Origin of the sequence: Streptomyces morookaense (assembly GCF_013030945.1) — a bacterium.
GTDB classification, from domain to species: Bacteria; Actinomycetota; Actinomycetes; order Streptomycetales; family Streptomycetaceae; genus Streptomyces; species Streptomyces morookaensis.
In genome coordinates this window covers 99666-113918 of the sequence record NZ_JABBXF010000044.1, presented here as the reverse complement: position 1 = coordinate 113918, position 14253 = coordinate 99666, and the positions used below count along the sequence as shown (strand labels likewise).

13 protein-coding genes are annotated in these 14253 nt (G+C 74.5%); 9 read left to right on the top strand and 4 right to left on the bottom strand.

The features are described from left to right. Positions 1 to 209 precede the first annotated feature (209 nt). On the bottom strand, positions 210 to 1352 hold the full coding sequence (locus tag HG542_RS20215) for a glycosyltransferase family 4 protein (protein ID WP_171083426.1): 1143 nt from the start codon (positions 1350 to 1352) through the stop codon (positions 210 to 212). 180 nt (positions 1353 to 1532) lie between these two features. Here HG542_RS20215 and HG542_RS20210 point away from each other — a divergent pair, with 180 nt between their 5' ends. From HG542_RS20210 to HG542_RS20195, 4 genes are all read left to right on the top strand, one after another. Further along, positions 1533 to 1961, top strand: coding sequence for an SPW repeat protein (locus tag HG542_RS20210; protein ID WP_190076322.1), 429 nt, complete (start codon positions 1533 to 1535; stop codon positions 1959 to 1961). 447 nt (positions 1962 to 2408) lie between these two features. Then, complete coding sequence (locus HG542_RS20205) at positions 2409 to 2546, top strand: hypothetical protein (RefSeq protein WP_171083424.1); 138 nt, start codon at positions 2409 to 2411, stop codon at positions 2544 to 2546. Beyond that, positions 2543 to 3982: a cytochrome P450 gene (locus HG542_RS20200; RefSeq protein ID WP_171083422.1), complete on the top strand. Its 1440-nt coding sequence runs from the start codon at positions 2543 to 2545 to the stop codon at positions 3980 to 3982. The genes HG542_RS20205 and HG542_RS20200 overlap by 4 nt, the downstream gene beginning before the upstream one ends. Then, positions 3979 to 5733: a peroxidase family protein gene (locus tag HG542_RS20195; protein ID WP_171083420.1), complete on the top strand. Its 1755-nt coding sequence runs from the start codon at positions 3979 to 3981 to the stop codon at positions 5731 to 5733. The genes HG542_RS20200 and HG542_RS20195 overlap by 4 nt, the downstream gene beginning before the upstream one ends. 100 nt (positions 5734 to 5833) lie before the next feature. Here HG542_RS20195 and HG542_RS20190 read toward each other — a convergent pair whose 3' ends face one another. Further along, positions 5834 to 6145: a hypothetical protein gene (locus HG542_RS20190; protein WP_171083417.1), complete on the bottom strand. Its 312-nt coding sequence runs from the start codon at positions 6143 to 6145 to the stop codon at positions 5834 to 5836. Between the two features lie 483 nt (positions 6146 to 6628). Between HG542_RS20190 and HG542_RS20185 the strand changes: the two genes are divergently transcribed. Together HG542_RS20185 and HG542_RS20180 are read left to right on the top strand one after the other, a co-directional pair. Next, complete coding sequence (locus HG542_RS20185; protein ID WP_227724886.1) at positions 6629 to 7918, top strand: FtsW/RodA/SpoVE family cell cycle protein; 1290 nt, start codon at positions 6629 to 6631, stop codon at positions 7916 to 7918. 36 nt (positions 7919 to 7954) lie between these two features. Further along, positions 7955 to 9487: an ATP-dependent DNA ligase gene (locus HG542_RS20180; protein WP_171083414.1), complete on the top strand. Its 1533-nt coding sequence runs from the start codon at positions 7955 to 7957 to the stop codon at positions 9485 to 9487. A 32-nt stretch (positions 9488 to 9519) separates the two neighbouring features. On the opposite strand, the gene HG542_RS20175 is transcribed toward HG542_RS20180, so the two are convergent. Further along, the gene (locus HG542_RS20175; RefSeq protein WP_171083412.1) at positions 9520 to 9939 is read right to left on the bottom strand and encodes an ankyrin repeat domain-containing protein; all 420 of its coding nucleotides are present in this window, start codon (positions 9937 to 9939) and stop codon (positions 9520 to 9522) included. Between the two features lie 104 nt (positions 9940 to 10043). Here HG542_RS20175 and HG542_RS20170 point away from each other — a divergent pair, with 104 nt between their 5' ends. Both HG542_RS20170 and HG542_RS20165 read left to right on the top strand, forming a co-directional pair. After that, positions 10044 to 10238 (top strand): hypothetical protein, encoded by a 195-nt coding sequence (locus HG542_RS20170; RefSeq protein ID WP_171083410.1) that lies wholly within the window; start codon positions 10044 to 10046, stop codon positions 10236 to 10238. Positions 10239 to 10260: 22 nt separating this feature from the next. Beyond that, positions 10261 to 11817: a hypothetical protein gene (locus tag HG542_RS20165; RefSeq protein ID WP_171083408.1), complete on the top strand. Its 1557-nt coding sequence runs from the start codon at positions 10261 to 10263 to the stop codon at positions 11815 to 11817. Here the strand turns inward: HG542_RS20165 and HG542_RS20160 are convergent. Next, positions 11805 to 13313 carry an SCO1417 family PLP biosynthesis transcription factor gene (locus tag HG542_RS20160; RefSeq protein WP_171083405.1) on the bottom strand — a complete coding sequence of 503 codons (1509 nt, stop codon included), beginning with the start codon at positions 13311 to 13313 and terminating at the stop codon, positions 11805 to 11807. The genes HG542_RS20165 and HG542_RS20160 overlap by 13 nt on opposite strands. Before the next feature lie 121 nt (positions 13314 to 13434). On the opposite strand from HG542_RS20160, the gene yczE reads away from it, so the two are divergent. Continuing rightward, positions 13435 to 14115 carry a membrane protein YczE gene (yczE, locus tag HG542_RS20155; RefSeq protein WP_171083403.1) on the top strand — a complete coding sequence of 227 codons (681 nt, stop codon included), beginning with the start codon at positions 13435 to 13437 and terminating at the stop codon, positions 14113 to 14115. The last annotated feature ends 138 nt before the right edge of the window (positions 14116 to 14253 follow it).

Sequence of the window (14253 nt, the reverse complement as noted above, 5' to 3'; positions counted from 1 at the left end):
TGAAGGTGCCACCGCGGTCGATCCAGAACTCCCAGCGTTCTGCCATGCAGCCATTGTGGGGCTGCGCCCCGTGAGGGGCGCCCCGTGAGCGCGAGCAACCACGACGCGCCCGCAGTCGACGTGCTCGGGGCTGCGCCCCGGACCCCCGGGGTGGTGCGTCAACTGCCGGCCGGTGGGGGCTGGTCGCGCAGTTCCTCCCCCAGCGCCCCTTACGGGGCGCTGCACGCCGCCGGGCGGACCGCCCGTTCGGCCAGAACATCCGCGTAGTGCCGCAGCAGCAGATCCCCCACCACCGTCCAGGTGCGGCCCAGCACCGAGCGACGGCCGGCGAGTCCGTACTCCGCCCGGCGGCGGCGCCCCGACTCCAGGGTGAGCACCGCCTCGCGCAGCGCCTCCGCGTCGTGCGGGCGGACCAGGAGCCCGGTGCGCAGATGCTCGACCAGGTCCAGCGGGCCGCCCGCCGCGGGGGCCACCACGGGGACGCCGCTGGCCTGCGCCTCCTGGACCGTCTGGCAGAACGTCTCCTGCGGGCCTGGGTGCACGAAGACGTCGAGCGAGGCGAAGATGCGGGCGAGTTCGCGGCCGGTGCGGGTGCCGAGGAAGCGCGCCCCGGGCAGGGCGGCCCGCAGCCGGGCCGCGTGCGGGCCGTCGCCGACGACGACCACGCGCACGCCGGGCAGGGCGCAGACCGGGGCGAGCAACTCCACCCGTTTCTCGGGCGCGAGGCGGCCGACGTAGCCGACGATCAGCTCCCCGCCGGGGGCGAGGGCGCGCCGCAGCTCCAGGTCGCGGTGGGCGGGGTGGAAGCGCTCGGAGTCCACTCCGCGCGGCCACAGCCACACCCGCGGGACGCCGTGGCCGATCAGGTCGCGGGCGGCGGCGGTGGACGGGGCGAGGGTGCGGTCGGCGGCGCGGTGCACGGCCCTGATGCGGCGCCAGGCGACGCCTTCGCCGGTGCCCAGGTAGGTACGGGCGTAGCCGCCGAGGTCGGTCTGGTAGACGGCGACGGCCGGCACGCCGAGCCGGGCGGCGGCCGCCATGCCGCGCGCACCGAGCACGAAGGGGCTCGCGAGGTGGACGACGTCGGGGCGGTGCGCGGCCAGCGCGCCGGCCAGGCGACGGCCCGGCAGGGCGACCCGGACCTGCGGATAGCCGGGCAGCGGCAGCGAGGGCACCCGCACGACCGGGCAGGGCGCGCCGTCCGGGTCCCCGGCGGCGTGCCCGGCGCCCGCCGGGGTCACGACGAGCGGTTCGTGCCCGCGGCGCCGCAGGTGCCGGGCGGTCTGCCAGGCGCAGTGGGCGACGCCGTTGACGTCCGGCGGAAACGATTCGGTGACGATGGCGACCCGCATACGGCTGTTGTCGGCCCTGCGCGCGTGGTGCGGGCCACGTGGATCTTTCCGCCCGGCGAACGTCCTATGAGCGTTGGCCCGGGCCGGCCCGGATTCCACCCTCCCCATTCGGGTGAATTCAGGGGGAATTGGGTTAAAATAGGGACAGGTCCGACTTGACAGCGAAAGAAGGTGGCTGATGTGACCGCCCCTACGTCGCCCCGGATCGACCAGCACCCGGACATCATGGCGCTCCGCGCCCACTCCGAGGAGACGACGGCGACCCCCGCCGCCCAGGCCGTCGAGGCCCTGGCCGTTCTCTGTGGCATCTATCTGGCCGCTTCACCATGGATTGTGGGCTTCAACGCCGCACCCACGCTGACCATCACCAACCTGATCACCGGTGTCGCCTTTGCCTGTCTGGTAGGCATCGGTCCCGCGTACGAACGCACACACTCCATGAGCTGGGCCGCCCTGGGCATCGGCGCGTGGGCGATCATCGCCCCCTTCGTGGTGGCGGGCCATGCGTTCGTCACCCGTGCCGTCGTCAGCAACGTCATCGTCGGAGCCGTGGCCTTCCTGACGGCCCTGGCCCTGGCGGGCCTGGGCAGCGCGAGGCTGCGCCGCTGACCGCGCACCGCCCCCCGTAAGGGGCGCGGGGAACTGCGCGAGCAACCACGACGCGCCCGCAGTCAAAGTTCTCGGGGGGCGGGGCGAAGCCCCGGGACTTCGGCTGCGGGCGCGTCGTGCCCGGTCGCGCAGTTCCCCGCGCCCCTTACGGGGCGCCCCGTGTGCGGCCCCGGCTCCGGATCCGCCTCACCGGCCGGGGGCTCGGCCGCCCGGCCGGCCCGCTTGCGGAGTTGCACGTTCATGTCCCGGCGGATACGTCGGATCATCTCATCCATGTCATGCATGCGGTGAAGGTAGAGCCCCCGGTTCCGCAACGCCGCGCCCGCCCGGGGCTGTTCACCCGCGCGGATGAATACTCAGGTGATCTTCGGCTGCCGTGGCTTCGCGCGACGGGAAGTGGCAATGCTCCCCTCTCCCGACCGGCCCCCACCCCAAGAGGTACGAGGCATGACGTCCGTACGCGCAACCGCCGCCGAGCCGTTGCCGTCCCGCCCCGCCGAACTCGCCCCGCACGCACGGGACTCCGGGCCCGACGGCCCGCCGCGCGCCCCGCGGCCGCCGCACCGCGGGAGGGCCGCCGCATGAGCACGGCGAACGGCGCCCGCAGCGGCACGGGCGGGGAAGGCGGGCTGCCCGTCGCCTCGGCCGGCGAGAACCTGCGGCTGGCCCTCGTGTACTTCCTCCCCGACCACCTCAAGGGCGTCTTCCGCTGCCGTCCCCGGATGGCCCGGCTCATGGCCCGGCTGGACCCGGGGCGGCGGCGGCTGGAGGCGATGCGCGGGCTGCGCCGCAGGCACGGCCGCGGGCCCGTCGTGGTGCACGGCACCTGCGGCCCCACCCTGCTGGTGCTGGACGCCGAGGACGCCCGGCAGGTGCTCTCCGGGCCGGTGGACGTCTACGCGGTGGACACCTGGGAGAAGGTGAACGGCTTCGCGGCCGTGCAGCCCGATGCCCTCGTCGCCTCGCACGGCCGCCAGCGCACCGCCCGCCGCGCCTTCAACGACGCAGTGCTGGACGCCGGTTGCGACGTGCACCGGCTGGCGGGCCACTTCCTGCGGGTCGTGGGCGAGGAGGCCCGCAGGCTGCTGGGCCCCGAGGCGGAGGCCGGGCTGACGGCCGACGTGGTGCGCGAGCGCTTCGAGCGGATCGGGCGGCGCTGCTTCCTGGGCGAAGCGGCCGCCGACGACACGGAGTTCTCCCGCCTCCTGGGCGAACTCCTCGCCGAGGCCAACTGGATGGGCGCCCGGCGCTGGCGCACGGGCCGGGCCCGCAGGACCCGGCGGACGATGATGCAGCGCCAGTCGCGCTACCTGTGCGACGCCGACCCGCGCAGCCTGACCGGGCTGTTCCGCAGCGCGCCCCGCGGCCCCGAGACCGCGCCCGAGAGCCAGCTCACCCAGTGGTTCATGGCCCTGGCCGTGGTGCACAGCGCCGTCGTGCAGACCCTGGCCCTGCTCGCCACGCACCCGGAGCACCACAGCCGCGCCGCGGCCGAGGTCGCCGACGCCGACCGGCGGCACGGCCCGCGCACGGTGGCCGGCTTCCAGGCCATGCCCTACGTGCGCGCCTGCATCCAGGACGCGGCCCGGCTGTGGGCACCCGTGCCCAGCCTGCTGCGCCGCACCACGGCCGAGACCCGCTGGCGGACGGCGGTCGCGCCGGGCGGGATGAACGTCCTGGTGCCCGCCGCCTTCCACGCCCGCGACGACGAACGGCTCGACTACGCGCACCGGTTCGCGCCCGAGAAGTGGATGGACGGCACGGCCGAGCGGGACTGGGCCGTCAGCCCCTTCAGCCGAGGAGAGGCCCGGTGCAGCGGCATGGAACTGGGGCTGCTGCTGGCCACCGGCTTCGTCGCGGAGTTCCTGCGCGGCGGCGAACTGGCCGTCGCGGGCGTGCGGTTGACCCACCGCAAACCGCTGCCGCACACCTTCGACACCACCCGCCTGCGGATCGGCTACCGCGCCCACCGGTCCCCGGCCCGCACCGTCCCCCCGCCCGTCCTGGAGAGCGACCGATGACCCAGGCCCCCCGCCCGCGCCGCGAATGGCACGCCCTGCCCCTCCCCCTGGCGCTCCTGGAGCTGCGCCGGCAGCGCCGGTTGCTGCGCGCCCACAACCTGTACGACGCCCACGGCGGAGCACGGCCCCCGGAGCCGGCCCGCGAACTGCTGCCCCACCGCGGCTACGACGGGTCGGGCTCCTGCCCCTCCGACACCGCCATGGGCCGCGCGGGCACCCGCTTCGACCGCAACTGCGCGCTGCCGCAGGCCTTCCCCGAACCCGAGGACGACGGCCTGTTCTCGCCCAGCCCGCGCGAGGTGAGCCGGCGGCTCCTGGCCCGCACCACGGGCTTCCGCCCGGCCCCGACGCTCAACCTGCTGGCCGCGGCCTGGCTCCAGTTCCAGCAGCACGGCTGGTTCCATCACGGGGACCGGCCCGCCGCCCCGCCGCTGGACGTCCCCCTCGCCGCCGACGACGACTGGCCGCAGTGCCCGATGCTGCTGCGCCGCACCCTGCCCGACCCGGCAGGCCCCGCCGACGCCTCCCTGCCGCCCGCCTACGCGAACACGGTGACCCACTGGTGGGACGGCTCGCAGATCTACGGGTCGGACGAGGAGCAGTGCCGGGCGCTGCGCACCGGCGAGGGCGGCAGACTCGCCGTCGTGGACGGCAGACTGCCGGACGAGGAACGGGCGGGCCTGTCCGGCATCGACCGCACCGGCTTCAACGAGGACTACTGGGCCGGCCTGTCGCTGCTGCACACGCTCTTCGCCAAGGAGCACAACGCGGTCTGCGACCGGATCGCCTCGGCCCACCCCACCTGGGACGACGAGCGCCTCTTCCAGACGGCGCGGCTGGTCGTCACCGCCGTCATGGCCAAGATCCACACGGTGGAGTGGATGCCCGCCGCCGTCGACCGGCCGGTGACCCGGGCCGCGATGCACCTCGACTGGTACGGGGTGCTCCCCGCCCGGCTGCGCCGCCGCGTGCGGCGGTTCGGCCGGGGCGAGACGCTGTTCGGCATCCCGGGCTCGCCGACCCGGCACCACACGGCCCCGTACGCGATGACGGAGGAGGCCGTCGCCGCCCACCGGATGCACCCGATGATCCGGGACGAGTACGAGATCCGCTCGCACCTGACGGGCGACCTCGTGGAGCGCACGGACTTCGAACCGCTCCAGGCGCTCGCCACCCGCAAGGCCGTCGACCGCTGGGGCACGGCCGACCTGCTCTACTCCTTCGGCACCATGCACGCGGGCGACGTCGTCCTGCACAACCATCCCGACTGCCTGCGCGAGCTGGTGCGCGTCTCCGGGGAGCGCATCGACCTCGGCACGGTCGACGTGCTGCGCGACCGCGAGCGCGGCGTCCCCCGCTACACCGCCCTCCGCGCGGCGCTGCACCGGCCGCCGGTGCGCAGCTTCGACGAGCTCACGGGCGGGGACACCGTCCTGGCCGGTGAGCTGCGCGAGGTCTACGGCGGGCGGCTGGAGCGGGTCGACACCCTGGTCGGCCTGTACGCGGAACCCCGGCCGCGCGGCTTCGCGTTCAGCGACACGGCGTTCCGGATGCTCGCGCTGATGACGGCGCGGCGGCTGAAGAGCGACCGCTTCTTCACCGCCGACTACCGGCCGGAGGTCTACACGGCCGAGGGCCTGGAGTGGATCGACCGCACCTCGCTGGGCGATGTCCTGCTGCGCCACCATCCGGAGCTGGCGCCGGCCCTGGAGGGGGCACGCAATGTGTTCGCACCCTGGAGGCTGCTGTAACAGCGCCCCGCAAGGGGCGCTGGGGGAGGAACTGCGCGAGCAACCACGACGTGCCCGCACAGTTCCCCGCGCCCCTTGCGGGGCGCGACATACCGCCGTCTCAGCGGCTGGCGTACCAGCGGTCGCCGCGCAGCTCCGCCAGGCCGTGGCCCGCGAGGCCCTGCACGTGCTTGAGGATCGTGCGCGACTGATAGCCCACGGACGCGCACAGTTCGTCGACGGAGGCTCCCCCGTCCCCGCAGGCCTGCAGGCCGTCCCAGGTGCGGGCCTCGTGGCGGCCGAGGGCGGGGAGCACCCGCTGGGGCTCGGGCCGCGCCTCCGGCCGCGGGGCGTACGGGCGGGAGGCGGCGCCCATGGGGCGCGGGGTGCGGTTGACCCGGCGGTGCCGGCGGCCCTTCTGGCGTTTGCTCATGGCTGAGACCACTGCTCCGTCCTGCGTGCGAATCGTTCTTCTTCCACCGTGTTCCGTCGCGTCAACTCGACGCGTTGTCGGCCGGTTACGGCCGCCACCACCGAGTGTGCGCGACGTCACGCGCCGTCACGCAGCACCCACGCCGGAGGGCGTGACTCCGCCCCGGCCGCCGGACCGGCGGACCTGGCGCCGCCGGATGCCCGGCACCCCGCGTACGCTTGACCGTCACCGCCGACGTGCCCGTGCCGCTGCACGGACGCCCGTGCGCGCGTCCCCGGACGAGCGGGCGCGGGAGGCGGTGCCGGAGGTGGCCGACGACGGTGCCGGGACCCCGGCGGCGGAGCGGCAGCGGGTCTTCAGCCGACCCCGAGGATCATGGACGGTGTGACCGTGGAAACCGTACGAGTCGAGAGCGACGACGGGAGCGGCGTGTCCGCCGAGGCACGCGCGGCCTCGGCGAAGTGGCGCCGCCACGAGGCGGTCATGCTCTGCTTCGGCGTGCTGATCTGTGTCGCCGGCTATGCGTACACGGGCCTTTCGACCACCGGCCGCATCCCCGGCGGGCTCGCCGGATTCGCGGCCAGCATGGTGTGCCTGGCCCTGGTGCCGCACCTGGCGGTGCGCCGCTGGGCGCCGTACGCGGACCCGCTGATCCTGCCGCTGGCCGTGCTGCTGTCCGGGCTCGGGCTGGTGCTGCTCTACCGGCTGGACTACTCCTACAAGGAACGGTTCAACTCCGCCCCGACCGCCTCCGGCCAGCTGATGTGGACGGTCATCGGGGTGGCGGTCTGCGTCGCCGTGCTGGTGCTGCTGAAGGACCACCGCTGGCTGCAGCGCTACATCTACCTGATGATGGCGGTCGCCCTGGTGCTGCTGATGGCGCCGGCCTTCTTCCCCGGCGACACCTACGGCGCCAAGCGCTGGATCTTCCTGGGCCCGCTGTCCTTCCAGCCGGGCGAGTTCGTCAAGACCATGATCGCGGTCTTCTTCGCCGGCTATCTGGTCATCCACCGCGACGCGCTCGCGCTCACCGGCCGGAAGGTCCTCGGCATCCGGCTGCCCCCGGGCCGCCAGCTGGGGCCCATCCTGGCCGTGTGGCTGCTGAGCCTGTTCGTCCTGATCATCGAACGGGACCTGGGCACCTCGCTGATCTTCTTCGGCCTGTTCGTGGTGATGCTCTACGCGGCCACCGAGCGCGGCAGCTGGGTGATCGTCGGCGTGCTGATGGCGTCGGTCGGCGCGGTCGTCGTCGGCTCGATGGAGCCGCACGTCAAGGGCCGCATCCTGGCGTGGCAGCACCCCTTCGACGCGTACAAGCCGGGCAGCGGGGTCTCCACCCAGCTGGCGAACGCGCTGTTCGGCTTCGGCAGCGGCGGCGTCACGGGCACCGGCCTCGGCCAGGGCCACCCGGAGCTGATCGGCTTCGCGGGCCGCAGCGACTTCATCCTCACCACGGTGGGCGAGGAGCTCGGTCTGGCCGGGGTGATGGTGGTGCTCACCCTGTACGGGCTGATGGTCCAGCGCGGCCTGAGCGTGGCCCTGCGCTCGCGCGACCCGTTCGGCAAGCTGCTGGCGGTGGGCCTGGCGGGCGCGCTGGCCCTGCAGGTCTTCGTGGTGGCGGGCGGTGTGATGGGCCTGATCCCGCTGACGGGCAAGGCCCTGCCCTTCCTGGCGAAGAGCGGTTCGTCCCTGGTGGCCAACTGGCTGATGGTGGCGGTGCTGATCCGGATCAGCGACGGGGCGGGCCGCGGGAGGATCCGCCCCGGTCCCTGACCTGCACCCGCGGCGCGCCCGCTGCACGATGGAGCCATGCTCCTGGCCGACCTCGCCCGCGTCTCCGCGGCCGTCGCCGCGACCCGCTCCCGCTCGGAAAAGGTCCGCCTCCTGGCGGACCTTTTCCGTCGTGCCGCACCGGAGGACGCCCCGGTCGTCATCCCGTACCTGGCCGGCCGCCTCCCCCAGCGCCGCACCGGCGTCGGCTGGAGCACCCTCCGCACCGCCCCCGCCCCTGCCGCCGCCCCCGCCCTGACCGTCACCGAGGTGGACGCCGCCCTCACCGGCATCGCCGCCGTGGCCGGCCAGGGCGCACAGGCCGAACGCAAGCGCCGGGTGGACGCCCTGCTGGCCCGCGCCACGGCGGAGGAGCAGCACTTCCTGCTCCGTCTCATCGGCGGCGAGCTCCGCCAGGGCGCCCTGGACGCGCTGGCCGCCGAGGGCCTCGCGGCGGCAGCGGGCGCACCGCCGGAGGACGTCCGGCGTGCGGTGATGCTCGGCGGTTCGCTGGGCACCGTGGCCCGTGCCCTGCTGGCGCGGGGCCCCGCCGCCCTGGCGGAGTTCCGGCTGGAGGTGGGGCGCCCGGTGCTGCCGATGCTGGCGCAGAGCGCCGCGGACCTCGACGAGGCGCTGGACCGGGTGGGCCCGTGCGCGGTGGAGGAGAAGCTGGACGGCATCCGGGTGCAGGTGCACCGGGACGGCGACGAGATCCACGTCTACACCCGCACCCTGGACGAGATCACCGGCCGGCTGCCGGAACTGGCCGCGGCGGCACGGGCGCTGCCGGTGGCGTCCGCCGTGCTGGACGGCGAGGTGATCGCCCTGGACGGGACGGGCCGGCCGCGGCCGTTCCAGGAGGTCGCGGGCCGGGTGGGCACCCGGCAGCCGGTGGCCGGCACGGCCGTGCCCCTCTCGCCGGTCTTCTTCGACGCGCTGTCCGTGGACGGCCGCGACCTGCTCGCCCTGCCGACGCGCGAGCGGCACGCGGAGCTGGCGCGCGTGGTGCCCGTGCCGATGCGGGTGCGGCGGCTGGCGGTGGAGGACCCCGCGGACCCGGGGGCCCGGGCGGCGGCACGGGAGTTCGCGGCGGACGTGCTGCGGCGCGGCCACGAGGGCGTGCTGGTCAAGGCGCTGGAGGCACCGTACGCCGCGGGCCGGCGCGGGGCGTCCTGGGTGAAGGTCAAGCCCGTGCACACCCTGGACCTGGTGGTGCTCGCGGCCGAGTGGGGGCACGGGCGGCGGACGGGGAAGCTGTCCAATCTGCACCTGGGGGCGCGGCGGCCGGACGGCTCGTTCGCCATGCTCGGCAAGACCTTCAAGGGGATGACGGACGCCATCCTGGCCTGGCAGACCGAGCAGTTGCTGGGGCTGGCGGTGCAGGACGACGGCCATGTGGTGACCGTCCGGCCCGAACTGGTCGTGGAAATAGCCTTCGACGGCCTCCAGCGGTCCTCGCGCTACCCGGCGGGCGTGACACTGCGCTTCGCCCGGCTGATCCGCTACCGCGAGGACAAGGGGCCGGAGGATGCGGACACGGTGGAGACGGTATGGGCGCTTCGCGCCCCTTAAGGAGGCGCTGCCCATGGGGAGTTGACGTTGCGTCACCCGTTGCCGCGGAACAGCTCCATGAGGTCCTGGCGCCCGAAGACCTGCGCCGCCTCCACAGCGGAAGGCGTCCCGGCGGACGGGTCGGCGCCGTGTGCCAGCAGGATGCGCACGACCTCCTCCTCGCCCTTGAAGACCGCGCCCGCGAGAGGCGTCTGGCCGCGGTCGTTGGTCCTGTCGGGGTCGGCGCCGCGGTCCAGCAGCGCGGTGACGGCGTCGGGGTGCCCGTGGTAGGCGGCAAGCATGACGAGCGAATCGCCGCGGTCGTTGGTGAGGTTGACCGGGACGCCTGCGTCCACGTAGGCGGCGAGGGTGGCGGTGTCACCGTGCCGGGCCAGGTCGAAGACCTTGGCCGCGAGCTGGAGCACCTCGGGGTCGTGGGCGGGCTCGGTCGACTCGGGGGTGGGTCCGGTCATGGTGGGCGGTCCTCCGCTCGGGTTACCAACAGTTGCCGTGCTGACGCATTCTGTGAAGCTGGAGGAGCTCATGGTGACCGTCCCCCAGCACCCAGGAGATTCCCATGATCCTCTCCATCTCCGGCGTCGTCCTGCTCGGTGTCGTGGTGTTCCTGTTCTTCCGCAAGGACGGGCTCAAGGCTTCGCACCTGATCGTCTGCTCCTTGTTCGGCTTCTACCTCGCCAGCACCGGGATCGCCCCGAGCATCAAGGCCGGCGGCGCCAGCCTGGCGAGCCTGCTGGGCGGGATCAAGTTCTAGCGGCGCCCGTCAGGAGACCGACGTGGGCCGGCGAGGACTTCCGCGCACCGTGCACCGCAGCCCCCGGCTGCCGCAGGGCCGGGAGTTCGCACAGACGGTCGCCGAGAGTGCCCGGGACGTCTTCCACCCGCTGATCGTCATCACCCGCGGCCTGCAGGCGCTGGCCGTCTCCGGGCGGCGGCGGTGGGCGGAGACCCCTCGGGAGCGGCGCGGCTCGGCGGTGCTCCTGGCGGCCTCCTGCCTGGCCATCGTGGCGCTGGTGCCGTACGGGCCGCCGCTGGCCACGGTCTCGCTGCTGGCGGCCGGCGCCTGGGCCGGCCGCGCCCGGCGGACTCAGCGGACGCAGGACCCCGAGCCCGCCGAGGCGGCCCGGCTGCAGGCGCTCTACGAGGCCCTGGTGCCCTACCTGTCCGACCCGCAGGACCCGCGCCCGCTGTACGAGCACGGGGGCAGCTGGCGGAAGGCGTTCGACGAGTACGTCTTCGACGACCGGGGGCGGCTGGCCGCGCTCCAGCTGCGCTACCCGGGCTGGTTCACCGACGGCGAGAACGCCTCCCGCGCCCGGATCGAGCAGCTGCTGCGCCTCAAGGCCGGGCGGGACCGGGAGTACGGCTTCGACTGGGACGAGTCCGCCAACCGGCTGTGCCTCACCGTGCTGCCCCCGCTGCCGACGGACGTCCGCGCCCAGCGCTTCGTGACCGCCCCCGGCGAGACCGTGCTGGGCTTCACCGACCCCGAGGCGGTCCAGCGCACCCTGCCGGTGGCCGACGGCGACGAGCTGCACGACGCCTCGCCCGTGGTGTGGCGCACGGGCCCGCGCTCCGCCGAACCGCACCTGCTGGCGCTGGGCCGGCCGGGTGCGGGCGTCACGACCCTGCTGCGCTCGGTCCTGCTCCAGGCGCTCCCGCACGGCGACGCGGTGATCGTGGACGGCGGCGGCACCGGGGAGTACGCGGCGCTCGCCGGGCGCCACGGGGTGCTGGCCGTGGAATCCTCGCTCACCGGGGCCCTCGCCGTGCTGGAGTGGGCGGGGCACGAGACGGAGCGGCGCCTCATGGCCGTCAACTCGGCACGGCAGCAGGGGCATCCGGTGCCGGAGGACGCCCGCCGCCCGCTGTGGATCGTCGTGGACCGGCCCGTGGCGCTGAGCCGCCTCGCCGCCGCCCAGGGACGCCCCGACCCGCAGATGCTGCTGCAGGTGCCGCTGTTCAACGGCCGGGTCGCGAACGTCACCGTCGCGATCGGCGAACAGCTCGACGCCGAGGGGCTGCTGGACGCCCAGGTGCGCACCCAGGCCCTCGCCCGGGTGCTGCTCGGCGGGGTCACCTCCGAGCAGGTGCTCGCGGCGCTGGGCACCCCCGCCCGCTCCACGACCGTCGACGACGTGCCGCCGGGCCGGGGTTACGCGCGGCTGGGCTCCGGTCCCGTGCACCGCCTGCAGGTGCCGGCCACCCCGGACCCGTACGACGAGGACGCCGGCGAGGCCCAGCGGCAGGCCGTGCTGGACCTGCTGCCGGAGGCGGTTTTCCCGACGGTCCCGACGACCCCGGCGTACCCGGCGGCGGATCAGGCCACGTAGGTGCGCGGCGTCTCGGCCGCCGCGGTCGCCCCGCTGGCCACCAGGTGCGCGGCCTCGGCCAGCCGGGTGGCGGCCTCCTCGGCGACCGCCCCGTTGACGGTGAACGGCAGCCGTACATAGCCCTCGAAGGCACCGTCGACCCCGAACCGCGGCCCGGACGGCACCCGCACCCCGAGCCGCTCCCCCGCCTCGGCGATCCGTGAGCCGGAGAGTCCGCCGGTGCGCGCCCACAGGGTCAGGCCGCCGTGCGGGACGGTGTACTCCCAGTCGGGCAGGTGCCGTTGGAGCGCGTCGACGAGCGCGTCGCGGTTCTCGCGGGTCGTGGAGCGCCGTATGGCGATGGACTCCTCCCAGCCCTCGGTGTTGAGCAGCCAGGTGACGGCGAGCTGGTCGAGCACGGGGGTGGCCAGGTCGGCCCAGGCGCGGGCGGCGACGAGGCTGCGGATGATGTCGGGCGCGGCCCGCACCCAGCCGATGCGCAGGCCGGCCCAGAACGACTTGCTGGCCGAGCCGACGGTGATGACAGAGCTGCCCGCGGGGTCGAAGGCGCAGACGGGACGCGGCAGTTCCACGTCCTCGTCGAGCACCAGGTCCGACATGGTCTCGTCGGCGATCAGCACCGTGCCCGCGGCCCGCGCCGCCTCGACGAGCTCGCGGCGCTGCTCCTCGGGGGCGAGGGCACCGGTGGGGTTGTGGAAGTCGGCGATGACGTAGGCCATGCGCGGGGCGGCGTCCCGCAGCACCTGGCGCCAGGCCGCCAGGTCCCAGCCGGCGAGCCGGTCCGCCATGGCGACGGGCACCAGCCGCGCCCCGGCCTCGCGCATCAGCTGCAGGACATTGGCGTAGGAGGGCGACTCGACGGCGACCCGCTCGCCGCGCCCGGCCAGCAGCTTGCAGATGGCGGCGACGGCGCCCATGGCCCCGGTGGTGACCATGATCTGCTCGGGCATGGTGGGGATGCCGCGGGCGGTGTAGCGGTCGGCCAGGGCCTGGCGGAGCGCGGGCAGGCCCGCGGGATAGTCGCCGTGCGTGTGGGCGTAGGGCGGAAGTTCGCCGAGGGCGCCCTGGAAGGCGCGGGTCAGCCAGGGCTCGGGGGCGGTGAGGGCGGCGCAGCCGAGGTCGATCACCGAGCCGGCGGCCTCCGGCGGCAGCGGGTCCAGGCCGCGCGTGGGCAGCGGGTTCCCCGCGGGCACGGCGGTCCAGCTGCCCGCGCCGCGCCGGGACTCCAGGAACCCCTCGCCGCGCAGGGCCTCGTAGGCGGCGGCGACGGTGGTGCGGCTGACGGAGAGGGCGGCGGCCAGCTCCCGCTCGGCGGGCAGCCGGGCGGCCACGGGGACGCGGCCTTCGAAGACCAGCAGCCGGATGCCGTCCGCGAGCGACCGGTAGGCGGGCGCCCGGCGGCCGCCCAGCGGCGTCACGGTGCCGCCGCGGGAGTGCTGCGAGCCGAGGAGGCGCGCAAGTTGCGTCGCCCCCACCGAAGAAGTCCACTGACTCATCGTTCCGGTCCACCTTTCCGGGATTGGCCATGGATCTTGTCTTGACCCAGTCCACAGACTGTCACGCCACAGGCCACTTGCACCACTGCCGGGAGCTGCCCGGAACCACCGAGGAGGAGTCTTGTCCGCATCAGGGGGGTCGCACCTCGCCCGCCGTCTCGTCCAGCTCTACGGCGGGCTCACGCTGTACGGGATCAGCTGCGCGCTGCAGCTGCGGGCGGGACTGGGGCTGGCGCCGTGGGACGTGCTCAACCAGGGCATCGCACGGCATTCCGGGCTGTCGGTCGGCACGGCCACGATCCTCGTCGGGGTCGCGGTCCTGCTGCTGTGGATCCCGCTGCGGCAGCGGCCGGGACTGGGAACGGTCTCCAACGTGCTGCTGATCGGCCTGGTCATGGACGCCACGCTGAGCCTGGTGCCCGCGCCCGGGTCGCTGTGGGTGCGGGTGCCGCTGCTGCTGTTCTCGGTCGTCCTGTGCGCACTGGCGACAGGCCTCTACATCACACCCCGCTTCGGCCCGGGCCCGCGCGACGGGCTGATGACCGGGCTGCACCGCAGGACGGGACGCTCGGTGCGGCTGGTGCGCACGTGCATCGAGATCGTGGTGCTGGCGACGGGGTACCTGCTCGGGGGCACGGCCGGCGTGGGGACGGTGCTGTTCGCGGCGGCCATCGGCCCGCTCTCGCAGCTCTTCCTGCGGCTGTTCGCCCCGCGTCCGGAGGTGCGCGGCGAGCCCGTGGCATCCGGAACAGGGGCCCTGGTGCAGGCGCCGGAAATGCGAACCGGTAGTGTACGCCTTTGATTCACCGGACGGACCGTTACTGCGCGCTGAAGCATCAAAAGCGCAGGGTGACATCTATTGCCAGATGTGACAAACCGGGCGCCGGTGGGTACAAAAGGGGCGGCACGACGGGCGACGCATGTCCCTCAACGGGGAATC

What these genes read in the sequence shown, in the direction of transcription:
- HG542_RS20215 (WP_171083426.1), bottom strand. Translation starts at nt 1,352, where the DNA reads ATGCGGGTCGCCATCGTCACCGAATCGTTTCCGCCGGACGTCAACGGC.
- HG542_RS20205 (WP_171083424.1), top strand. Translation starts at nt 2,409, where the DNA reads ATGACGTCCGTACGCGCAACCGCCGCCGAGCCGTTGCCGTCCCGCCCC.
- HG542_RS20200 (WP_171083422.1), top strand. Translation starts at nt 2,543, where the DNA reads ATGAGCACGGCGAACGGCGCCCGCAGCGGCACGGGCGGGGAAGGCGGG.
- HG542_RS20195 (WP_171083420.1), top strand. Translation starts at nt 3,979, where the DNA reads ATGACCCAGGCCCCCCGCCCGCGCCGCGAATGGCACGCCCTGCCCCTC.
- HG542_RS20190 (WP_171083417.1), bottom strand. Translation starts at nt 6,145, where the DNA reads ATGAGCAAACGCCAGAAGGGCCGCCGGCACCGCCGGGTCAACCGCACC.
- HG542_RS20185 (WP_227724886.1), top strand. Translation starts at nt 6,629, where the DNA reads ATGCTCTGCTTCGGCGTGCTGATCTGTGTCGCCGGCTATGCGTACACG.
- HG542_RS20180 (WP_171083414.1), top strand. Translation starts at nt 7,955, where the DNA reads ATGCTCCTGGCCGACCTCGCCCGCGTCTCCGCGGCCGTCGCCGCGACC.
- HG542_RS20175 (WP_171083412.1), bottom strand. Translation starts at nt 9,939, where the DNA reads ATGACCGGACCCACCCCCGAGTCGACCGAGCCCGCCCACGACCCCGAG.
- HG542_RS20170 (WP_171083410.1), top strand. Translation starts at nt 10,044, where the DNA reads ATGATCCTCTCCATCTCCGGCGTCGTCCTGCTCGGTGTCGTGGTGTTC.
- HG542_RS20160 (WP_171083405.1), bottom strand. Translation starts at nt 13,313, where the DNA reads ATGAGTCAGTGGACTTCTTCGGTGGGGGCGACGCAACTTGCGCGCCTC.